The sequence below is a fragment of the Pseudomonas sp. UBA5568 genome (genome assembly GCF_002425525.1).
In the GTDB taxonomy this organism is placed as follows: domain Bacteria; phylum Pseudomonadota; class Gammaproteobacteria; order Pseudomonadales; family Pseudomonadaceae; genus Aquipseudomonas; species Aquipseudomonas fulva.
This window is the reverse complement of record NZ_DIMK01000002.1, coordinates 44,400-65,629: the sequence shown is the minus strand read 5'-3', so window position 1 is coordinate 65,629 and position 21,230 is coordinate 44,400. Positions and strand designations below refer to the sequence as shown.

The window sequence follows — 21,230 nt, the reverse complement described above, 5'->3', positions numbered from 1 at the left end:
CGGTAACAGTGGGTTGGATGCTATGGGAGATTACGAATCTTTACGCAGCTGAGTTGATGCTCCCATGGAGGAACGAAGGAAGAAATCACTTCTATATTAAGTAATTGGACACCCGCTACCACAATACCGCGGACCGGCGTGTCTCGCACTTCAGTCATTTTTACCCACCGGGTGGTCGTCGGATGTTTTATCGTTTCGACGTGGGCAGTCCAATGGTTTTCAAAGGGCGGAAACACAGGCTTCACAGGCACCTCTTTACAATCAACTTGATCATAGAACCGTATCTCCACCGCCGAGGCGACGTTGCTCATGGAAAAATAATCCGAGTTCCTCTTACAACCTTGATCTTCTAATGTATAGGTGTGCATCGAATAACTTGGCGCCGGTATCGGGATGGAACAGGAATTGACAGGTGCCTGGTTTTCATAACGCTCAGCAATCAGCAACCTGCCGTAGTCTTGTGCAGCTACCGCATCGGTCCCATGACTACACGCCTGGAGCAGCGATAGCACTGGCACCATCAAGTACTGGATTTTCATCGTCGACCCCTTTCATTCAAGCGTTATTATGCAAGGTCAATACGGCGCGCTGGGGCGCGTTCAGAACGTGCGGCGAAACGCTGACGTGATCAAAGTAATTACGGTGCTCAGGCTTACTGGTTGACAAGTAACTGAAGCGACGGTAGTGGCTGTTGCCATTTTCGTCACGCAGCAACACGACCAGCGATGGTGTCAACCACCGCTTTACCCAATCCAGGAGAGTGAGCCTGTAAACATCTTCCCGGCGCAAGTTCACCAGCACCAATGACCCAGAGGCATACCACCGTCGATCAACTGGCAGCGCGTCCAACTCAAGATCTTTGCGAATGGATTCCATGACAGTATCAAACTCTACAGTCTCAGGGTAAGGTTCAAGAGAGTCATGGAAAATCAGCCCTGTGTAGCTGAACATCCGGTCATGCTGGCTGGGCCCTTCCCACGTGATCATCGAAATGTTCGGTGTTGTAAGCGGTGACACCCGATTTCCTTCCATACCCAGCACTTCACAGGATACGAATTTGGCGTGCGTGTAGCGGAACGTCCAGTAATCAATGGTCGTCAGGAAGAAATCGAAATCATCTTGCTCATTATCGCCGCCCCCGCCATCGACCCGTTGGCGCGTGAAACTGTAGTCGTTCTCGAGCACCTGCAACTGCGCCGCCGACACTTCGATCCTCGCGTTATGCACGGTGGTGTCGGTGGAATAATGCATCTGTTTGGAATCGGCCTGGAAACCCGCATAGAATTGCCGGGTCTGCCCAGCGCCCGCTCGGCAGTGCAAGTACAGGTAAACAATGCTTTCGCGGTTAGTGACTGCACGCCGGGGCGCGGCAGCCGCCGCGCGCCCGTTCGCCAGGTGAAAGCGATTGGGTCGGGTACTGACCGCCCAGAGTTCAGGATCGCCCAGTTCGATGCCTTCGCGTTCCAGGGCAAGCGTGCTCACGCGCTCAGGCGTGCGTTCGTGGTAAAGCCCCAGCGTTGCCAATTCGGTCACGCTCAAGGGATAGTCCTTACCATTGACCTGAGCTGTCTCGACATAGACTTCCAGTTCCAGCTGCTGGAAGCCATTGTTGAATTGGCGGCCCTGGCGGTTGCCATCCTGGCCGCTCATGACCCTGACCGTGAACTGATTCAGCTCTTTCCAACTGCCTTCCATTTCCAGGTCGCTATGCTGCACAACGCTATGGCCGCTGGCGAACACCACGCCATTACTCACCACCTCACACGTCACCACGCTGGTGCCACTGTGCTGGCCACGGCTGGAGAAGGCGCCAGTCTGGTCAACTTCGCCCTCCCCTGATAACACACGCCAGCGGCGGTCGGCGCCTGGCATGAACTGCACGGGCTCACTCAGTTGCGCAGTTTGCCCATGTTGTACATTCGCCACATGGGCTGGGTACAGGCTCAAAAGCGGCTGGCTATTGACCATCACCAATGCCGCATCGCGAGCTTGTCCGGCGTGCGCCTGCACCTGTTGTACGACCAGTGGCCGTACGCCAGGCCCGCGGTCGGGTACGAACAGCGCACGGTGCTGGTCCTGGTCGGACAACTCACCGTGAAACGGTTCGAGCAACGACCACTGCACCCCTTGTGCATCCTTCTGCCAGCCAGCCAAAGGAATCACCTCCTGTTGGTCTGGCCAGTAACTCGCAGCGTTGGGAAACGTCGCTAGCGACTCGAAACTCACTTGCAGGCGAGCGGAGGCGACGAAGACCTCGCCCGGCTTTGTGCCATCGAGCTCGGCGGTCACCACCACGGTCAGGCTCTGGTGGCCAATGTCCTGGGGGCTGGGCGCACTGTAGCGCCCCTTTGAGTCGATCTGCCCATGCCCTTGCGGCAAGTGGCTGTGCAGGCTTACTGCATGCCAACGGCTAGCGCTTACGGCCCTGCCCTGGCCGTCATGCAAGGTAAAACTCAGCGCCTCGCCCGCCTTGATAACCGCTTCGGCGGGCTCCACCGAATAGGTGGTAACCAGCGGGTCGATATTGCCCAGCACCAGCATGTCGAAGGGCTCATGGCGCTCGGCCTCCACGAAGGCATAGGTGCCAGGAAACAACAGGCTATTGAGTATTTCCAGTTGTTGACCGTCTGCATACCTGGTCAACGAACGGTCCAACAGCAAACTGGCTGAGTAGTTACCATCGGGGATCAGGTAAGGGTAACTGCTGTCGGGGTAGTAGCCGTCGGCACTGTTGGCACTCACACGAATGAACACCAGTACCGCGCCATCGCCCTGATTGACAGCCTGACTCAACTTGGCGCCCGGCGCTGCCTGGGTGCGGATGATGAAACGCCGTGGGCTCAGTGGGTGATAGCCTTGAAGATCAACAATCCCCAGATCGAACTGGGTCATGCGTGCAGGCAGGCCATGAAACCAGGTTTCAAGCGCTGTCACCAGTTGCTGGTTGAGCAAGGGCTGATCTTGCAGCAAGCTGCAGCGCAGGCTGCTGCCATGGGCGAGGTCCAGGCTAACCCGGCCATGGCGATCGACCTCGCCTGTGACCAGCATCAGGTCCAGGTCAATCTCCAGGGTATAGCCCATGGCCTCGGTCACGTTGAACGTGTTGATCAAGGCGCCATCGCTCAGCTGCACGGTGGTGCAGCGCCCTGCGATCAGGTTCATGATCAAACGCGCCCGCGAATTGCTCAAAGAAGCGTTGATGAACGACAGTCGCGGTGCACCGAACTCCAGTCCCTCCAGCTCGATGACCGCCGCACGCGCGCCGGTGAACGCCAACTCATCGTTGAAGGGCGGCAGAAAGCTCAGTGTATCCAAGCGCTGCTGATACTGTTGCATCAGCAAGCGGTTAAGCCTGGACCGGCTATAGGCCGCCACTGCACCCCAGCCCAAGGTCGCGGAACCTTTACCCAGCCGCTCAAGCATTTGTCTTTTTGAATAGGCCATGATCTATCCTCGTGGATCTATGTCTGAGTGCGTTGTGGTTTCGGACCCGACCCATACCGCGTCCGGCCAACGCTCATCGAGCACCACGATCAGGTGCCCTTCCAAAAGACCGAAGGGGGAGTCCAGGTCGGCGAACACCAGCAGGAAACGCTCACCATCGTTCGAGCCTGGCTCATAACGGCCACGCTGCACGAAATGGCCCGGTCCGAGAGCCACGCGCCAATTCACGTCGGCCATGGGCTGCCCATTGAACATCGCAGTGAACTGCCGACGCCCGGCAGCCAGTGGCGTACACGTCAGGGTGAGGCTCGATGGTTTTTGCCGGACCAGCACATGCAGTGAGCGCTCCTGCCCGCTGGTCACGTCGCGCACTTGTACCTCGTCCAGCACATAGTGCAGGTCCGCGACCTGGGCACCGGCGATGTAGGTGCGCTTGAACGGCGCCCCTTCCACGACGTCCAAGGTACCGCTGCCTGGACGCGGGTTGATGATTTGCCACTCAAGCTGCTCGCCGGTGGTCCCGGCCGACAACTCCACCTGATCTTCCGACCAACACACCTGGATCAACGGATTGACGGTCAGTGCGTGAGGCAACACGGTGATCAAGCCAACCTGCTGTATTGCGGTGGAGGGTTGAGTGACGGTTATCCTTATCTTCACCCCATTCTCGTCAATCGCATGCCGTGGCGGCGCCGTGTAGACACCGGTGGTCGGGTCGATTCTGCCGGGCTCGCCCCGCTCGCCCGGCAAGATTGCAACGCTCCAACGCACACCGACCTGTGGGGGATAGACGCGAAACACATGGGATGCACCTGCCGCCAAGTGGACATTCTCGTCGATCAAGCGAAAAGCGTCGGCGCCTTGTGCCTTGACGAAGGCCGCCAGTCCATGGGGGTACTCGGCGTGCTCCACGAACAACGACGTGCCCCCGGGCAGCAAGGCGGTGGCCAACAACTGCTCTGGAACATAGGCCGTGAGGTTGCGTGAAAGCCCTTCGAGTATGGCCTGCTTGAGGACCAACCCAGCGGCGTGTTCGATTTGCGCCACCTCAGCTGCCGGCAAGGTGGGCATGCCCGATACTGGGGTGACTTCGCCGATGACACCCAAGGGCCAGTGGAAATAGCCCAGCAATAGCCCACCGGCGTCCTCGGCCGGGGTCGCCAGGCACAGGTCGAAGCGGTGCGACATGGTGAACGCAAAGGTTACTGCCAGCAGTTGCGGATACTGCGAGTCATGCCGGGTATAGGAGCACTTCAGCGCGAACTGCGAACGCCATGTCATCTGCACCCCGTCGTCGTCGAACAACGCGCCCAAGGGCTCGATTCCGCCCGCCGCCGGCACTTCGAATGCTTCGCAGTTGAACATGAAATCACGTGTGCGCACCTGCCTACGAGCCCCGCGCAGCACACCGGAGGTCGCCCGCATCTCAGTCAATACCTGGCCCGCGTGGGTATAGCTGAACGCGGCAGCATCGAACATCCCAGTCAAGCCATTGGCGTAGGCCGCCCGGTGCAGGACGCGCCTGGACAGCAACACGCAGGCATTGGCTGGCACATCGCCGGGCAGGTCGTCGGGCAGCAGGAACGGAAAATTCGACCGGTCGCTAGGTAAGCTGCCGGTCGGCCCTTGTTCAAGCGATGCGAACAGCACCACTGCCAGCTGGCCATCGGCCTTGCTGTCATGGGTACGCAGAGCAAGCTGGCGCACACCCAGGAAGCGGTTGCCAGGCACACTGGGGAAGTCGAACAGCGTACTGACACGCTTGCTCTCGGGCAGGGCATTGAACAATGCGCGGATGAACGCTGTGCTCTCCTCACTGCCTGCCACCTGATCGCTCAATGCGAAGTGCACCTGCTCGATCTGAGCCAAGTCCACACTCAGGCGTGGGCCGTCGCTGGCAACAGGCAAGCGATACTGCAGGGCCAAGGCATCCAAGGCATCGTGGGCACTGAGCGCAGTCACTTCGCCACGCTCCGTAGCTACCAGCAACCCCCCTTCCATGGCGACTGCCTGGGTCAGGCGCGGCGTCTGCCAGGACGCCTGGCCAGGCACCAGGCTTGCAGGGCCCAGCCGGTACCCGAACAAATGGTAGGTCAGTTTGGTATTGGCGATCTGCAGAGTCCCAGTCAGGTCATCAATGGCCGTGTGAGTCAACCACCGCTGCACATGGTGGGCCTGCAGCAGACTATTCAGTTGGCCGGCCGAAAACGCAGTGATGAAGTCCCACCCAGAGAGGTTCGGGTTATCACGCATCCAGGCCAGCAATGCGCCTAATGAATTACCAGACATGAGCGTCTCCTGATTCGGTACGTTAAGTGCAAGCGTTCGCCCAAGCGACCTGTCAACCCGCCACGCCCGTCACCTCGGCGCACAGCGTTCGATAGGCTTGATCGTGATCGAACAAGGGCAAGGCAAGGACGATGACGTTGGTGAAGACCCCAAAGGGTGGAAACTCGAAGCGCCCCTCGACGATCGCGAAACGCTCGGCGCTCGCCGGGTCGGCGTGGTAGAGGTTCTGCTCCATGCGACCTGGGCCGGCCAACACCGTCCAATCCGCCTCGAGGTCGCTGGCGTTGAGCTGCAACTGCAACTGGGCCGTACCCTTCGCCAGATCCATGGCTTGCAACACCACCGAAGCGCCACTTCTACTGCGCGTCACGATGCATATCTGACGCGTCTGACCGGTCTCTTTGTCGCACACCTCGATACGTTCAATCAGGTGCTCGGATGTAGAGCTGTCGGGCCTGGCGAAGTAGGTGTTGTGGCTAGCGGTGGTGCTGGCCAAGCGGCCTTCAGGCGTGTCGCCCAGGATCCGCCACTCCAGGTCAGCGCCGCTGGCGCCCGCTGCGCTCAACGGCACTCGGTCCTCGGCGTCACACAACTCAACCAATGGGCTGACGCTCAGCACATTGGTCACCACCGTTATCAAGGCAGAGGCGGCAAACCCTGTCTGCGGATCGGTAGCCGTCACTTTCACGCGGATGAAATCGCCGTCGATTGCGCTGACTGGGGGAGCTTGGAAGAGGCCGTCGATCACCGTACCTGGGCTTGAAGACTGTCCCCAGACAAGTTCTGCGCACCAATTGAGCCCCGGGGTCAATGGCGTAACGGTCAGTGGTTGGGTAGCCCTAGCGGAAATGATCGGCTCCAGGGGCGAGAGCTCGAAGGTAGTTAGCCGGGGTGCGATGCTGCCGAAGCAGGCTATGTCTTTAGGCATTACGACATCGTCCGCTATGATCGCACCGCCGAATTTCGTGCGTAGCGTCTCGCGGGCCGTCTGCTCGACCAGCATATCAGCTTGTAAATTGCGCTGGATTGGGCGTATGACTAACTGGACCAGGCTAGTCAGGGGATCTCGAACGGCTAGGTATGTCACAATTAACATTTCAAGAAAGATCAGTTTCAGCACCAGGTCCCGATTTATCGCTGAAGTGGCGAGCGAGGCCGGGATTTCCGTCCCCTCTTCCGGCGGCTGCGGCTCGGCGGGTCTCGTTAGGCTGAAGTCCAGTAATTCCATCACACCGCTTTCATTCATCTGATAAACGGCCGCTAATTCGGAGGGGTAAGTTACCGGCATATCATCGAACTGGCGGAAGTCATCTTCGTCAAGAAAACCCAGGTCATCTCGTAAACTCAACACTTCGGTGAAGCCGACCGGGTTCAAGACAAACTTAAACTCCATACGCTCACCGATGAAGGAAATACTGAAGTTGTCCTTTAGCACGATTGGGTCGATGGTCAGGCCCCAGTGCACCTCGTAGTTGATACGCTGACCCTCAATCGCAAAAAACGAGGCCCCGTATCGGCTAAACTCCTTCCGCTCGAACGATATGTGCCCCGAAATGGCCCTGACCGACTCCATTTGACCCTGCTCATCGTATGTCACGGCAAAGACCGAATCGTCACTCAACAGAGGCCGCAGCGCCTGCAGCAAGGTCGCCACCATCAAGCGCTGCTTGTCGAACAACACCGTTGCCGAGTAATTCCCCTCACTCGGGATCAGGTACTTGAAGTCGGACTCATTACCCGGCAGGTTGCCTTCGTGGGAGCCGTGCATACGAACGAATGCCAGTACTGCACCGTCGCCCTGTTCGCCAACCTCGGCGGTGGGCGCAGACTGAGTGCGCAGGCGAAAAGACGCGGGTTCAAGCAGCGGCTCCGACCCTGGTATAATTTGCCCTAATTGCCAAACACGTTGAGCCGGTTCAAGGGCTTGAAACTTTCGCTTGAAGAAATCCGCACTCAATTGCTGGATCTGATTGTGATCAGGAAACGACAACTGGAAGTCATCGCTGCGCTGCAAATCCAGGAACACTGCGCCATCCTCGGCGACATTGCCAGGCACGTCGTTCAAGTCCAACTCAAGACTAAGTTGCGGCCCCACCAAAGGATCGACCCAGTCGATGCGGTAGATGTACCAGTCGCCCCGCCGCTCCAGATTGACCTGGTTGCCACCGATCACCGTCATGCGCAAGCGTGCCTTGGAACTGTTCAAATCGGCGTTTTCGAATGACAGCCTGGGTCGGTCGAGGATGAAGTTCTGTAAATACACCTTGTAGTTGCCAACCAATGAGGCATCGCCGTTGATGGGCGGCAGCATGCCGTTGCCACCGAAGCGGGAGATGTATTCCTGGCTCAGCAGCTGGTTGAGCTTGGCGCGATCCATGACGGCGATGCTGCCCCAGCCTGACAGCCGGTGCTTGACGCGCATCCATTGGATAATGGCGGCCTTCGAGTTGCTCATGGTTGACGCCTCCGCTAATTACACTGGGTCAAGCGATCAGTTGGGGTTCCAAGTGAGGAAAAGACTTGTAACTTTCGCCGTCATCGAAGCTGACCTGCACGCTGACGCGCAGTACCCTGTTCAGCTCAAGGCGCTGCAAAAAGACGTTGGGCAGTTCGGCTGTCACATGGCCTTGGTAATATTCCTCGTCGCTGACTGGCTGCGCGTTACGCATCACATGATCCAGCTCGCCCCCCCCGACCTTGGCCACGCCAGTGGCTCTGATGGTCAAGCGCTGCCCTGGCGCCATGAACGGCCACGCATCAAGGCTGAAGTGGGCGTCGTCGCCCTGGAGCGCCGATAGGGACAACTTGCCGTCGATCAGTTCATCGCGGTGACCCTGGATCACAGGAAAACGCCTAGTGGCGTAGTCGGCCACTTTCAGGTCGAACGCTGACGATTCATAAGGTGCCTGATCCGGCAAGTGCAGGCTGTAATACACGTTCAGGCGTTTGCCCAGGTTGGCGGGAATCGCCGCTGCCGGTATATGAAACAGCCGTGGATCCGCAGGGTCGGCTTGCTTGACGATGACCTTGCCGGTGCTGGCGTGCCCGTCCCAGTGCATCCAGATATCACCGTCATTGGTTTCGGCAGCCAGTGGGACCCTGACCCTGGCGCCCCAGCGAACCTGCTCTGGCGTCACCGTCCCCTGGTTAGCTTCATCTCCGCTCTCCGGTATGACAGTGTCGATCAATGGCCAAGGCAGGTAGAGCGGCCTGCGCACCGTGACCTCAAGCACCTTCGAGTGCCAGGCTGCACCCAAGCGGGCCACCTGATAGCTCAGGCGAAGCGGCTTTCCGATCAGCTCGTCACTGTACCAACTGGCCTCAATCCGCACTTGAAGCTGCCGGCTGACAACCGTACTGACGTCGGCCCGAAAGCCCCTCAAGCTCAAGTCTGGCCCCTCCAGGTACACCACCAGCTGGTCACCCAGCTGCAGGTCGGCATAGTCGTCGATAAGCAGGGTGAAGCCGCCAATCAATGCCCTCGGGTCCAGGTCGCTGCTGCCGTCATGACCTTCGATCAGCGGCTTGGGCAACAGCGGGCTGAGCGGCGGCCCCGACTCTACGATGTCGACTCGCTGCACCGGCGACTCACTGTCACCCCCCGAGGCGTATCGAATGCGGTAGGACAGCTCGGCATGGTCGCCGTCGAATAAGTGCATGACCTCTTGGCGCGGCAAGGTCATGCCTACGACCGTGCCGATATCCCGTTCGGTCACCGAGTGAGACTGGCTGTAGGGGGGTTGGGGGACGCCAGCGAAATACGGCACCCATTCAAAGATCAGCGTATCGCCCACCGTCATCGCTTGGTAGGGCGGCACGGCCACGGTCAGGTCCTGGCTGATCAGTTCCAGGTCGATGACCAAGTCATGGGCTTCACGCAGTTGCGCCACTGCCAGGGTTTGCTCTTCAACCGCCGGACGGTCGATGCTGAAGAACACCCGCAATGATTCATTATCGGGACGGGCGTCAACCCCAGGATGGTAGGAATAAAACACATACCCACCCGAGAGCCGCTGGAGACGATCGTTATCGATGGAGAATCGTACCCCTTGCGGCTCGATGGACACGATCCGGAACGTCTGGATCATGTCCAACACTTCGCCGTCCGCCGCGCATCCGCGCCAGTGAGGGGTGACCCAGTCACCGACTTTGAGCGCCGGATCGGTCAGGAAGGTTTCCAGCAGCTCGCCGCCCAAGCTACTCAGCTCCAGGTTGTCGCCGGTGCCCAGTAACGGCACGCTGGGCCGGTCAGGTCGTAGCGTCATGCATTCCCCCACTAGCGCCCGAAGCGCTGAATTGGTCATGTTCTGGCTGTTTTATACGTCCGGCATTGCGCTGGGCGAAACTGGTAGAAATGACAGGTGACGCCCCTCCCCCCCGGCGCCTAGGCTCTGTCCAAGCGAGTGTCTGAACGCCCGATCAGCCGTCCTGCCAGGGGCAACAGGGAGCGAAAATCGTCATGAGCGTTACATCATCCGTTCACTCTAATGCCCTGAATTTCATGAGCTTCATCCAAGGGGGGGTTGACCCACGTACGGGGCAGTACAGCCTGAAGATCGAGCTGCCCGAGCTGGGCGGCAACAACCTGCTTGGCCCAGAATTCAGGCCAACCTTGCAATATTCGCCGCTCAACGTGACCGACTCCGGGCTGGGCATGGGCTGGACGCTGGAGCTGTCGCAGTACACCCCGCACAACCAGGTGCTTTCGCTAAGCACCGGAGAAAGCCTGAAGATCACCGACCGCACCGCCCGCCCAATGCGGCTCGAAGAGCAGCGGATCGACAACTTTCATGTCTACCCCGAGGGGGACGATGGGTTGCGGGTGGTGCACCGCTCCGGCCTGGTGGAGATCCTCACCGAACAAGGCACCCAGCAGGCCTCCATCTACTTGCCGGTGGCACAGTATTCGCCGCTCGGCCACCGTCTGACGTTCAACTATCAGCGTTTTTCCGGGCAACACCCTTTGTTGGAAAGCATTCAGGATGGCGATGGCCGCATGCTGCTGCGCGTGCTGCGTGATCCGACGGGTTACCAGGTCGAACTGCAATTGCAGCCACTGTCCGGCAGCGACGGCAAGGCGCTTGCCAGTTACGTGATGAACCTGGAAGCCGACGACCGCCGGGTAAAGGAGATTGTCATCCCCAGTGACGATCAGGCCCGGTGGACGTTCGGCTATCAAGAGGTGCTTGCCCACCTGTGCATGACCAGCGTGACTCAGCCTACCGGGGCTACTGAACGCCTGTCCTACCTCGATGGAGGGCATCAATTCCCTACCGGTAGCGGTCGCCAGCCGTTGCCCCGCGTTACCCGTCACGTTATCGAGCCGCACTTCGACCAGCCCGCTGCAGACATTCACTACCGCTATCCGACCCCGCGCAACTTCCTCGGCGGCGGTAGCGATATGAGCTGGAGCGACGATGGCCGTGACAACCTTTATCAACGCCTGGACGACTACGACTACAGCTCGGTTGAAATACTCATGGAAGGCGAGAGAGAAGTTCGCCGTATCGAGCGCACCTATAACCGCTTTCACTTGCTCACCCATGAAACGACGCTTCAGGGCGACTGTCTGCAACGGCTGGTCACTGCCTACGGGATGGTCGAAGGTACGTCATTCAAGAGCCAGCCACCGACGTGCCAGTTGCCCGTCAGTGAAGAGCGATTCTGGCAGATGACCAGCGGCGAGCGCCCATGGCGTAGCGAACAGACCGCCACCCAGTACGACAATCACGGCAATGTGCTCATCCATACCTATGCCGATGGCACGGAGCAGAGCAATGAATGGTACTCAGCGGCAGAGCAGGACGGCCACCCGGCTGATCCTGAAGGGTTCGTGCGTCACCTCAAGGTACAAACCCTGCGCCCTTCACCCAAGGGTCAACCGGGAGCAGCCACCCTTACCCGAACCTATCGTTACACGACGCTGCCCGTGTTGGCTGCGTCTGACACCTCGGCAGTATTGCAGCACCCACACCATGTCGTGAGCAGTGAAACCCTGATCGATCAGGCCAGCGCTCAGACGCCTCTTGCGCACCTGCGTAACCAGTGGGTCAATGCCCCGCGTGATCGGGCACTGCACGGTCGCCAATACCTGAAGATCGAGAACCTGCAAGGGCTGGAAACGGTTACCGAGTACCACTATAGCCTCGAGCGCAGTGCAGGCACCGACGAGCCTGTGCTGAACGTTCAGCAGCTGCGTATCGGTTACGACGGCACGCAGGCCATCACCACCGTGCAATATGGCTTGCGCCATGGGCAGGTGATGCAGCAGCGTGACAGCGATGGTCTCGAAACCCGCTACGTCTACGATCGCCTGCAAAGAGTGGTGAAGGAGACCGTGGCTGCCGGGCTGCCGACAGAGGCCTCACGCCATTACCACTACACACTGACGCCGATCAGTGGCGAATCGGCCAGCCAGACGTTCACCGACGAGCACGGCGTGTGCACCAAGACCCTGCTCGATGGCCTGGGCAGGGTGCGCGGCGAGGAACGTGACCATGTGGATGAGGCCATGGCGCCACGGCTATACCCGACGCTCGCAGTAACCTACGACAACCAAGGCCGGCCAGTGACCGAAACCCACATCGACTGGTTGGAGGGCCTGCGCAGCCTGAACCTGCCCCAGCACTACGCCTACGACGACTGGGGTCAACGTTGCTGTACAACCGGGCCAGATGGCGTGCAGCAGCATGAACACCAGGACCCGCTGGGCAACGCCCAGCACCGCGGTCTGATCGTTCATCGCTGGCGCCAGGCCGGCAGTGGGCCCACGGCAATGATCAGCAGCCGCAGCGAGACCTGGATGAACCGCTTCGAAAAACCGGATGTGATCCTGCGCCAGGATGCCGAAGGCTTGACCTTGGCCACACGCAGTTTCACGTACGACGGGCTAGGACGCCTGGTGAGCGAAACCGATGAGCGTAGGCACACCACCAGGTTTACCTACGACATTTTCAACCGGCCCCTGCAGCGCATTTTGCCCGACAGCACCTGCGTGGAAACCCGCTATGCGCAGCACTCCACTGCGCAGTTGCCCATCGGCCTCACCGTCAAGCCTGGCAACATCAGACTGCCGGCCGTCCAAGTTGGCGCACAGTCCTTCGACGGCCTTGACCGACTGCAGGGCAGTACCACCGGCTGGCGCAGCGAGCGCTACCACTATGAGGGCAGTGAATCGCGTGCGCGGCGCAAACGCAACGCTGCCGGGCAGAGCATCGACTACGCCTATGACCTGAGCTTGACCACATACCCAATCACAAGCAGCAGCGCGGAGGAAAACGCAGTCTTCGACTATGACCCCATCGGGGCACGACTGACACGCGCCAGCGGTGCCCACGGCTGTTGCGACTACCAATACAACGCCCATGGCCACTTGCTCGAAGAACACTTGCAAGTCAGTGGCCATGCGCCTTTGAAAACTGAGCACCATCCCTCGTTGCAGGGTCGCCCGCAACGCACCGTCGAAGCCAGCGGCCTGGAAACGCTCTATCACTTTCACGACAACGGCCTGCCTCGGGGAATGCAGCAGCACAAGCTCGACGTGAACCTGCAGTATGACTCACTGGCGCGGCTTGAAAAGATCACCAGCAACGACTCGGACAACGGGACCACGGTGGTCACGGTCGTCGAATTTGACGACCAGGACCGCGAGATCAAACGATCCTGGCAACAGAGCGGCCACCCTGAGCGCATCCAGACACAACTGTGGGATCTCGATGGCCTGCTCAAGGAACGTCACCTCTACCAGGGGGCCATTACCCTGCTGAAGGAAACATTCACCTACACCGCCCTTGGCCAATTACTCAACCACCACTGTGCAGGTATCGAACTGCCCCGCGATAGCCAGGGCCGGGCGATCACGCAGCAAACCTTCAGCTACAACAACTACGAAAGCCTCAGCATGGTCACCAGCCAGTTCGCCGATGGATCTGCCCGTGAGCGTGCGCAGTACGTTTATGCCGACGATGACCCTTGCCAGTTGCGCAGCATTGTTTACACCCCTGCACGCAGCAGCCCCCATCCGACCTTCAAGTACGACCGCAACGGCAACATGGTGCTTGACCAGTACGGTTGTACATTGCGCTATGACAGCCAGAACCGTCTGCAGTCGCTTGTGCGGGCCACCGGCACTGGCCAATACCGGTACGACGCCCATAACCGCCTGCTTGGCAGCACCGACGGCAGTGGGGCCGACAGCGTGCTGGTGTACCAGAACCACCGTTTGACGCTGGCGGTCCGCGGAGCCTTGCGCACTCAATACCTGGATCTGGATGATCAACCCGTCGGCCAACAAACCCTCGATGACGCTAGCCAGACGCTGCTGCTTCACGCGGCGGATAACGCCAGTGTGGTTGCTGAAGGCCAGCACGGTTCGCTACGCAGCATGCGCTACAGCGCCTATGGCGAACGCTACAGCGACACACCGGTGAGCAGCGCCATGGGCTTTAACGGCGAAGCCCTCGACCCACTGAGTGGCCGTTACCTGCTGGGCAGCGGCTACCGCGCCTACGACCCTGAGTTGCGCTGCTTCCTCAGCCCCGATTCGCTCAGCCCATTCGGGGTTGGCGGCCTCAACTGCTACGCCTACGCCCGTGGCAATCCCATCGCGTTCCGTGACCCGACCGGGCATGAAGCGATTGGCTTCAGTGGTCGCCTGCGGCGTCCCGATGAAGACATCACGCCGCAAAGCCAGCCAGAAGAGATCAAGCAGGGAGACGGGGGCTGGCTGAAATGGTTGTGGGTAGGCATTGCCGTTGTCATGACCGCTGTAGCGATTGTGACGTTCGGTAAAGCAACGTTGGCGGCGGTGGCCGCTTGGAAAGGAGCTGCGACCGCTTTAACGGCCACGGCAGTAACGGCCGCCAAAACGGCGGCGGCGTTGGCCATCGGTAAGGCAGTGGCTGCGGGTGTATCAGCCGCACTGGCTGTGGCCGGCACGGCAGCCCAGGTCCACGGCACGATCACGAATAACCAGACAAGCTTTGATGTGGCTCAGTGGCTCGGTATCGCGAGCGTCGGTGTCGGGCTCGCCAGTGCAGGGGCCTTTTATGCTGCGGGCAGGATGATGAGAAGCGCTACCGGCAGTGTGACAACGGGATCGAGGGCGTCGATCTTTGCCGACGATGCCGCTTCGGTTAATGACTGGAGGAGTAACTGGCTGCTCTCCTCACGTAACGAGCAAGGCCAATTACCGCCTAAACCCAATCCTCCTCCAGTGCCTCCAAGATCTGTCGAATTTGCTCAGAAGATAAAGGCGGGTGAACCCGGGATGTTTGCAAAACTAACGCGCACCTTCGGTTGGGTTAAGGCACGCAGGGGAAAATACGAAATTCGAGCTGGACTAGGAGAATAAAACATGAACGAACAAACACCCCCCACCTCCAAACGCGCACTTGCCGAACAAACCCGCCAGGCCCAGCGCGAAGCCCGGCGCCGGCGCAGCGCATCGCTGCTGGCAGAATTGGCGCCGTCCGTGCTGGGTATCGCCGATCCCAGCGACGGCACCCTGCTCAAGAGTGCCGTGGACAACGATCTTGAAGTGCGCATCCCCGCGTGGGTGAACTTGCCTGAAGATGGCGACACTGAAACCGTGTATCTGCAATTATCGACCACAGGCGATGCTGCCTCTGACTTTGGAGACGTAGGCCAGCCCCTGGAAGTGGTTGGCCCCGTCACCTCAGCCGATTTTCCGCTGGTAATGCATGTGCCCTTGGCCAGACTCGTCGAAGGCAGGCTATGGCTGCGGTACCGTATCGTGACCTTCAACGGCGGTCATGCAGTTTCGGCAGTGGTACCGCTGATCTGTGACCGCACCGCACCCCGCAACAGGGTCGATCCCGACGAGAAACTCGACGGCTTGACCGTCGGGCCAGCGTTTATTGACGACGAGTACCTTAGAAACAATCCGTCCGGCATCGTTGCCCAAGTGCCAGAGTATGAGACCTACGTGCTTGGAGACACTTACAAGGTGTATTACTTCGAGAGCCCACCTGAAGAGCATGAGGATTACGAAAATCAGGTCGATGAGGGGCCTCTCGATGCGTCAATGCAAGTGGTTATTCCGAAGGACGTGGTAGAACGTGCCGGCGATGGCAAGTATTACCTTGCCTATTACCTGTACGACAAAGCGGGAAACAAGAGCCGAGGCTCGCTGATCACCAGCATCGACGTCGCCCTTGGCCCATTGCCGGCCAACCTGCAAGACCCTTTGGTGCACGCCGCCGACGACGGCGTGGTCGACCTCAAGGACGCCATTGACGGGGTATCGGTCGATATTCCGTATTACGACGGAGCCAAAGCCCACGATGCTATCGCAGTGACCTGGGGTAGCACGCCATTACCACCGGAAACCGTCGGTGCCAAAGCCTTTCCAATCCCTGTTCACGTGCCCAACCCAACCTTGCGCACTGAATACGGCACAGCCTCAGGTGAACTGGCCACCAACGTCAGCTACCAGATCATGCGCGGTGCCGTACCGTTTGGCCCCAAGGCCATCAGTGTGAAAGTCGACTTCAGCGTGGTAGGCCCCGAGCGCCCCGACCCCGACCCCACTTGGCCCAACCCGATCAACCCTAACCTGTTGGCACCCACGGTGCGAGGCGCACGTTCGGCAACGGATAACGTGATCGATCGCAGTGACGCCAATGAAGACGCCACACTGACCATTCCCTTTTACGACAATGCCGAGGACGGGCACGTGCTCGTTGTCTACTGGCATGGCAGGTTTGCAGGGACTCACACCGTGGACACGGCCCGTGATGCACGCGGCATCACCGTTCCTATCGATTGGGGCATCATCTTCGCGGAGGGTAACGACCCCGCGTTGCCGGTGCACTATACCCTGCGCGAATCGCAAGACGCCCTCAACGAGCAAATGTCGCAGACACAGTGGGTGGACGTGGATGCAGTTACCGTGATCCTGCCGCTTCCGCAGTTCCTGGGGGTTAGGGCCGGTTGGCTGAACTGTGATTCATTGCGCGATGTCGCGGGGGTACCGACCAACAACATGGTCCTGAAGGTGGAGATCCCGGACATGTCGGCCTACCTGAAGGCAGGCGACATAATCGAACTGGAGTGGGCACCGTTGATCGGCTCCAAAGATGAAGATGGCGACGACCCGGTACCCAATGCGGAGAAAACCGAACTCGTGGTGCTGGACGAGACGTCAGTCAAAGGCTTCATCTGGGAAATCAAGCCTTATGCCGACCACCTTCTGCCAACCTATGACGCCAACCTTAACGGGGGCCGTACGCGGGCACGGGTGCGCTACGTCAAAGCCGATGACCCTGATTTAGCCTCGGAATGGGCAGTGCATAAGTTAAGCCTGGCCGAAGGCAGCGACTCTTGCGCAATGCCGTAACCTTGAGCTCCCTACGCGGTAGCGCGGCACGGTGCTGCCGCGAAGGGAGCACTGTAGGATTTTGGTCAGAACAGAAAGGAAAATTCCTACATTAGATAGAGAAACATCACTTTTACAATTCACCCTAACGATGCGAGCTCAGTACAGGAAGTCGTAGCAGCCATCTGCAAACAGCCTCTTCACAGGGTGATCCAATGTCCAGTTTCCATGCTTTCAAACCCACACTTTTTACTGTAATGATCCGAGCCACCACCGCACTTCCATTAGTGATTATCGGTAACTCGGCGGTGGCCCAGACTAATGTAGAAGGTCGTACTGATATCCAGTTTGGTACGCCCTTGGATAATTACCGTGTATTCAGTGGTGCCACCCTGAACGCCACGGGCGCGAATCTGTTGTATGTCGATGCCGAGGCAGGCGCGCACGTGTTGCTCAACGATTCGGACGTCACCCCAGGGTCGTCCGCCGTCGCGCTGGCCTTGACTGGTGCGAACGCAACGCTCGAGCGCTCGACCGTTACCGCCAGCAGCCGTGCGCTCACTGGCAGCCAAGGTGCAAGCATCAGTGCCAACGACAGCGTTATTCGCGGTGGGTCACGTGGCGCCAGCCTCAACCAGAGCCACCTTGAGCTAAGGCGCAGCGAAGTGCATGCCAGCGACAACAATGGCGTTGCCGTGGAGCTGTTCGACGGCAGCGTGTCGGCCAGTGACAGCAGCCTGATCAGTGGCGGTCGCGATGGTATCCTGGTGCGTGATGGCTCAGGCCAGACCGACGCCAAGGCCACCATCGTGCTGGACAACAGCCGTGTCGAGGGCCTTGATGGGTCGGCCATCGCGGTCGGCCGTGGCGCCGGTCGCGCTGCTTCTGCGCAAATCGATGTGCTCAACGGCAGCACCCTCAGCGCCAGCAACGGCGTGTTGGTGAATGTGGCCGATGCTGCAACGGCGAGCCTGCGCGTGAGTGACAGCCAGCTGCTTGGCGATATCGTGGTTGCCGAAGGCGGCACTGCCAACGTGATGCTGGAGAACGCCGCAACCCTGACCGGCCGCCTGGAAAACGTAGCGCAGGTGGCCATCGACAGCGGCGCCGAGTGGGCCATGGTCGGCAATGCCGCCGTCGAGCAGCTGACCATGAACGGCGGCCGCGTAAGCTTCGGCAACATCGGTGAATTCCACACGCTGACCCTAGGCTCACTGTCGGGCAACGGCACATTCGTGATGGACGCCGACTTCGCCAGCGGCCAGCATGATTTCCTCGACATCACTGGCAATGCCACGGGCGATCATTCGCTGCTGGTTCGCAGCAGCGGGACCGATCTGCAAGCCGATGCCAGCCTGCACATGGTGCATGCAGACAGCGGCGATGCGCGCTTCTCACTGGAAGGCGGCCCGGTCGATGTCGGTACTTATTCCTATGATTTGGTCCCTAAAGGCAGCGGCAACGACTGGTACCTGGACAAGAGCACCCGCACCATCAGCCCCGGCACCCAGTCAGTGCTGGCCTTGTTCAACACAGCACCGACCATCTGGTATGGCGAAATGAGTACCTTGCGTGGCCGCATGGGCGAAGTGCGCCGCGATGCCGGGCAGGCTGGGGGCTGGGTGCGCACCTTCGGCAACAAGTACAACGTCGCCGGTGCCGAAGGCCTGGCTTACCAGCAAACCCAGCAAGGTCTGTCCTTCGGTGCGGACGCTCCTTTGCCGATCGGCGACGGTAACTGGCTGGCCGGGATCACGGCCGGTTACAGCCAATCGGACCTGAGCCTGGCGCGCGGTACCCAAGCCAAGGTCGACAGCTACCATCTCGGTGTCTACAGCACTTGGCTGGAACCTGAGAGCGGGTACTACATCGATGCCGTAGCGCGACTCAATCAATTCAAGAACCAGTCCGATGTGCGCTTGAGCGATGGCACCAAGACCAAGGGCAGCTACGACAACCTCGGTGTCGGCGCAGCGTTGGAGATAGGCCGCCACATCAGCCTCGATGAAGGCTGGTTCGTTGAGCCCCATGCCCAATTGGCCGGCTTGATCGTGCAGGGCAAGGACTACGCCCTGGACAATGGCATGCGCGCCGAAGGTGGGCGCACGCATTCCCTGCAAACCAAGCTCGGTGCCACCGTCGGGCGCAAACTGGAAGTGGGGGACGGGCGAATGATCCAGCCCTATGTAAGGGTTGCCGCCGTGCATGAATTCGCCAATGACAACCACGTCAAGGTCAATGGTAACGGCTTCAACAACGACCTCTCTGGCTCTCGCGGGGAAGTGGGCACCGGCATCGCGGTAGCCTGGGCCGATAAATGGCGTGCTCATGCCGACTTCGAATACGCCCATGGCAGCAAGCTTGAACAGCCCTGGGGCGTGAACCTGGGAGTACGCTACAACTGGTGAGTTTACGAAGGGAGAGCCGTTGAGGTTCTCCTTTTTTTTGCTTTGGCGCATCACGCGATCATGGAGAACAGGCTATGCCAACCTCAAAGCATTCGACCCAAAACACCTCGGCCGCGCTTGCAAACCGCTTCGAGCAGGTAGCGTTCTATGTACCGCCTGTCGTCCCCGACCTGCTGCCCAATGAGCCAGATTCCCTGCTCAATCTGTTGCCGTTCAAAGCCGTGTTCTTGCCATTGCGGGTCGAGTTCGCCCAGTGGGGCAATTCGGACCCTACCGAAGAAGACCCGGAAACACTAACCCTGTACTGGAACGGCCGTGAAGTCCGCACCCTGATCTGGACGGCACCGGTACAGCCCGATGAACTGTTCATCGAGGTGCCGGTGGGGTTTCTGAGCGAAGGCCAGCACCGGCTGCACTACCAGGTCAAGCTGTTCAACGGCATGCGCAGCGACTCAGAAGCCCTTGAGATCAACATCGACAAGACGCCCCCGTTGCTCGCCGATGACGATGAGCTGATTTTTCCGCCAGACGTGATAAGCAATGGCGTCACCGACCGCTACCTCAAAGAACACGGCGAACTGACGGCGCAAGTACCGCCCTATTTAGGCGCCGATGTGGGCGATACCGTGAGCTGGTACTGGAGTGACAGCCCCGTCGGCAAGCAACTGGTCGACCGCCTCACCCTGACCAAGGCCGAAGTGGGCATGCCCTTGCACGTCAAGATACCGGCCGACTTCATCTTACAGCTCAGCGACGGCCTGCGTTTTGCCCGTTATGAGGTCCAGGACCGCGCAGGCACCGCCCTTCAACGCTCGTTGGCCGTGGCGTTGCACGCGGCGGTCACGCCACCGCCCCGGCAGCTACCCCCACCGTTCGTGCGCCAGGCCAGTGGCTCCGATTATTTCAGCGATTTGCTGCCAGCTGATGCCGTGGCAGGAGCGACGTTGACGATACCGGCCAGCGCCTCACTCGAACCGGATGATCAAGTGACCGTATTCTGGGGCGAGCCAGGCGCCCCGGGTGCTTATCAGACCGACACACCGATAAGCCCAGGCTCAAGGGAGTACACCGTACCTGCCAAGTACATTGCCATGAACCTGAACAGCCGCATTCCCCTGCACTATCAGGTCAAGGCGTACGACGGCCAGCTTCACGACTCAGCGCCGCACCAGGTCAGCATTGGCCGCCTGCACGGGCTACCCCTGATACACAGCGACGCGATTCGGGACAACCAACTGAACCTGGCGAAACTGGGTGCCCAAGCGGCGTTTTCGCTACCTGGGTGGCAGTTCATGGACGCGGGGCAACTCATCACGGTATACATCGAAGGGGTCAAGCGCGGAGCGATCGACCAGAAAATCACGCTGCCGGTGGTTACCGACATGGCAGTGCCTGGTGCAGTAACGGAACTCGCGGTGGGGTCGGTTACCAAGAGCGCGCTGCAGGCGTTGGAAGTGGACTATCAGTTCTACGTACGGGTCAAGGTCAGCTTTGACGATAAACGCACGTGGGTTGAGTTTCCGATGATCACGCCGACGTTGATCGATCAACCCTGAGCTGGCGGGTGGCGCGAGCGCTGGTATTGTTATCCAGAAGCGATCAATCGCCTTCAGGGTGAGGTGAGCGTACCGCGGGATCTATCTCGCTCGATTGCCGTGGGCCACAAACGAAAAAAGACGCCTAAGCGTCTTTTTTTGATGATCTACGGAAGCCCGAAGGATGCTGTAGACCGATATTTGGAGCGGGAAACG

The 21,230-nt window shown here is 59.6% G+C and carries 9 protein-coding genes; 4 read left to right on the top strand and 5 right to left on the bottom strand.

Annotated features, from left to right (window positions below; genetic code table 11):
• Positions 1–20 precede the first annotated feature (20 nt).
• Genes B2S33_RS01580 through B2S33_RS01560 form a run of 5 tightly spaced genes read right to left on the bottom strand, consistent with a single transcriptional unit; the run spans position 21 to position 9,998 of the window.
• Complete coding sequence (locus B2S33_RS01580) at positions 21–539, bottom strand: hypothetical protein (protein ID WP_288649575.1); 519 nt, start codon at positions 537–539, stop codon at positions 21–23.
• Positions 540–555: 16 nt separating this feature from the next.
• On the bottom strand, positions 556–3,444 hold the full coding sequence (locus B2S33_RS01575) for a hypothetical protein (protein ID WP_145281159.1): 2,889 nt from the start codon (positions 3,442–3,444) through the stop codon (positions 556–558).
• A 3-nt stretch (positions 3,445–3,447) separates the two neighbouring features.
• On the bottom strand, positions 3,448–5,733 hold the full coding sequence (locus tag B2S33_RS01570) for a hypothetical protein (protein ID WP_059183208.1): 2,286 nt from the start codon (positions 5,731–5,733) through the stop codon (positions 3,448–3,450).
• Positions 5,734–5,785: 52 nt separating this feature from the next.
• The gene (locus tag B2S33_RS01565) at positions 5,786–8,188 is read right to left on the bottom strand and encodes a hypothetical protein (protein WP_128610720.1); all 2,403 of its coding nucleotides are present in this window, start codon (positions 8,186–8,188) and stop codon (positions 5,786–5,788) included.
• Positions 8,189–8,216: 28 nt separating this feature from the next.
• Complete coding sequence (locus B2S33_RS01560) at positions 8,217–9,998, bottom strand: hypothetical protein (RefSeq protein ID WP_145281155.1); 1,782 nt, start codon at positions 9,996–9,998, stop codon at positions 8,217–8,219.
• A 194-nt stretch (positions 9,999–10,192) separates the two neighbouring features.
• On the opposite strand from B2S33_RS01560, the gene B2S33_RS01555 reads away from it, so the two are divergent.
• From B2S33_RS01555 to B2S33_RS01540, 4 genes are all read left to right on the top strand, one after another.
• Positions 10,193–15,085 carry an RHS repeat-associated core domain-containing protein gene (locus B2S33_RS01555; RefSeq protein ID WP_288649572.1) on the top strand — a complete coding sequence of 1,631 codons (4,893 nt, stop codon included), beginning with the start codon at positions 10,193–10,195 and terminating at the stop codon, positions 15,083–15,085.
• A gap of 3 nt (positions 15,086–15,088) precedes the next feature.
• Entirely contained in the window at positions 15,089–17,092 is a 2,004-nt protein-coding gene (locus tag B2S33_RS01550; protein ID WP_288649570.1) for a hypothetical protein, read from the top strand.
• 338 nt (positions 17,093–17,430) lie between these two features.
• Positions 17,431–19,479 (top strand): autotransporter outer membrane beta-barrel domain-containing protein, encoded by a 2,049-nt coding sequence (locus B2S33_RS01545; protein WP_280076930.1) that lies wholly within the window; start codon positions 17,431–17,433, stop codon positions 19,477–19,479.
• Positions 19,480–19,553: 74 nt separating this feature from the next.
• Entirely contained in the window at positions 19,554–21,035 is a 1,482-nt protein-coding gene (locus B2S33_RS01540) for a hypothetical protein (protein WP_050438007.1), read from the top strand.
• The last annotated feature ends 195 nt before the right edge of the window (positions 21,036–21,230 follow it).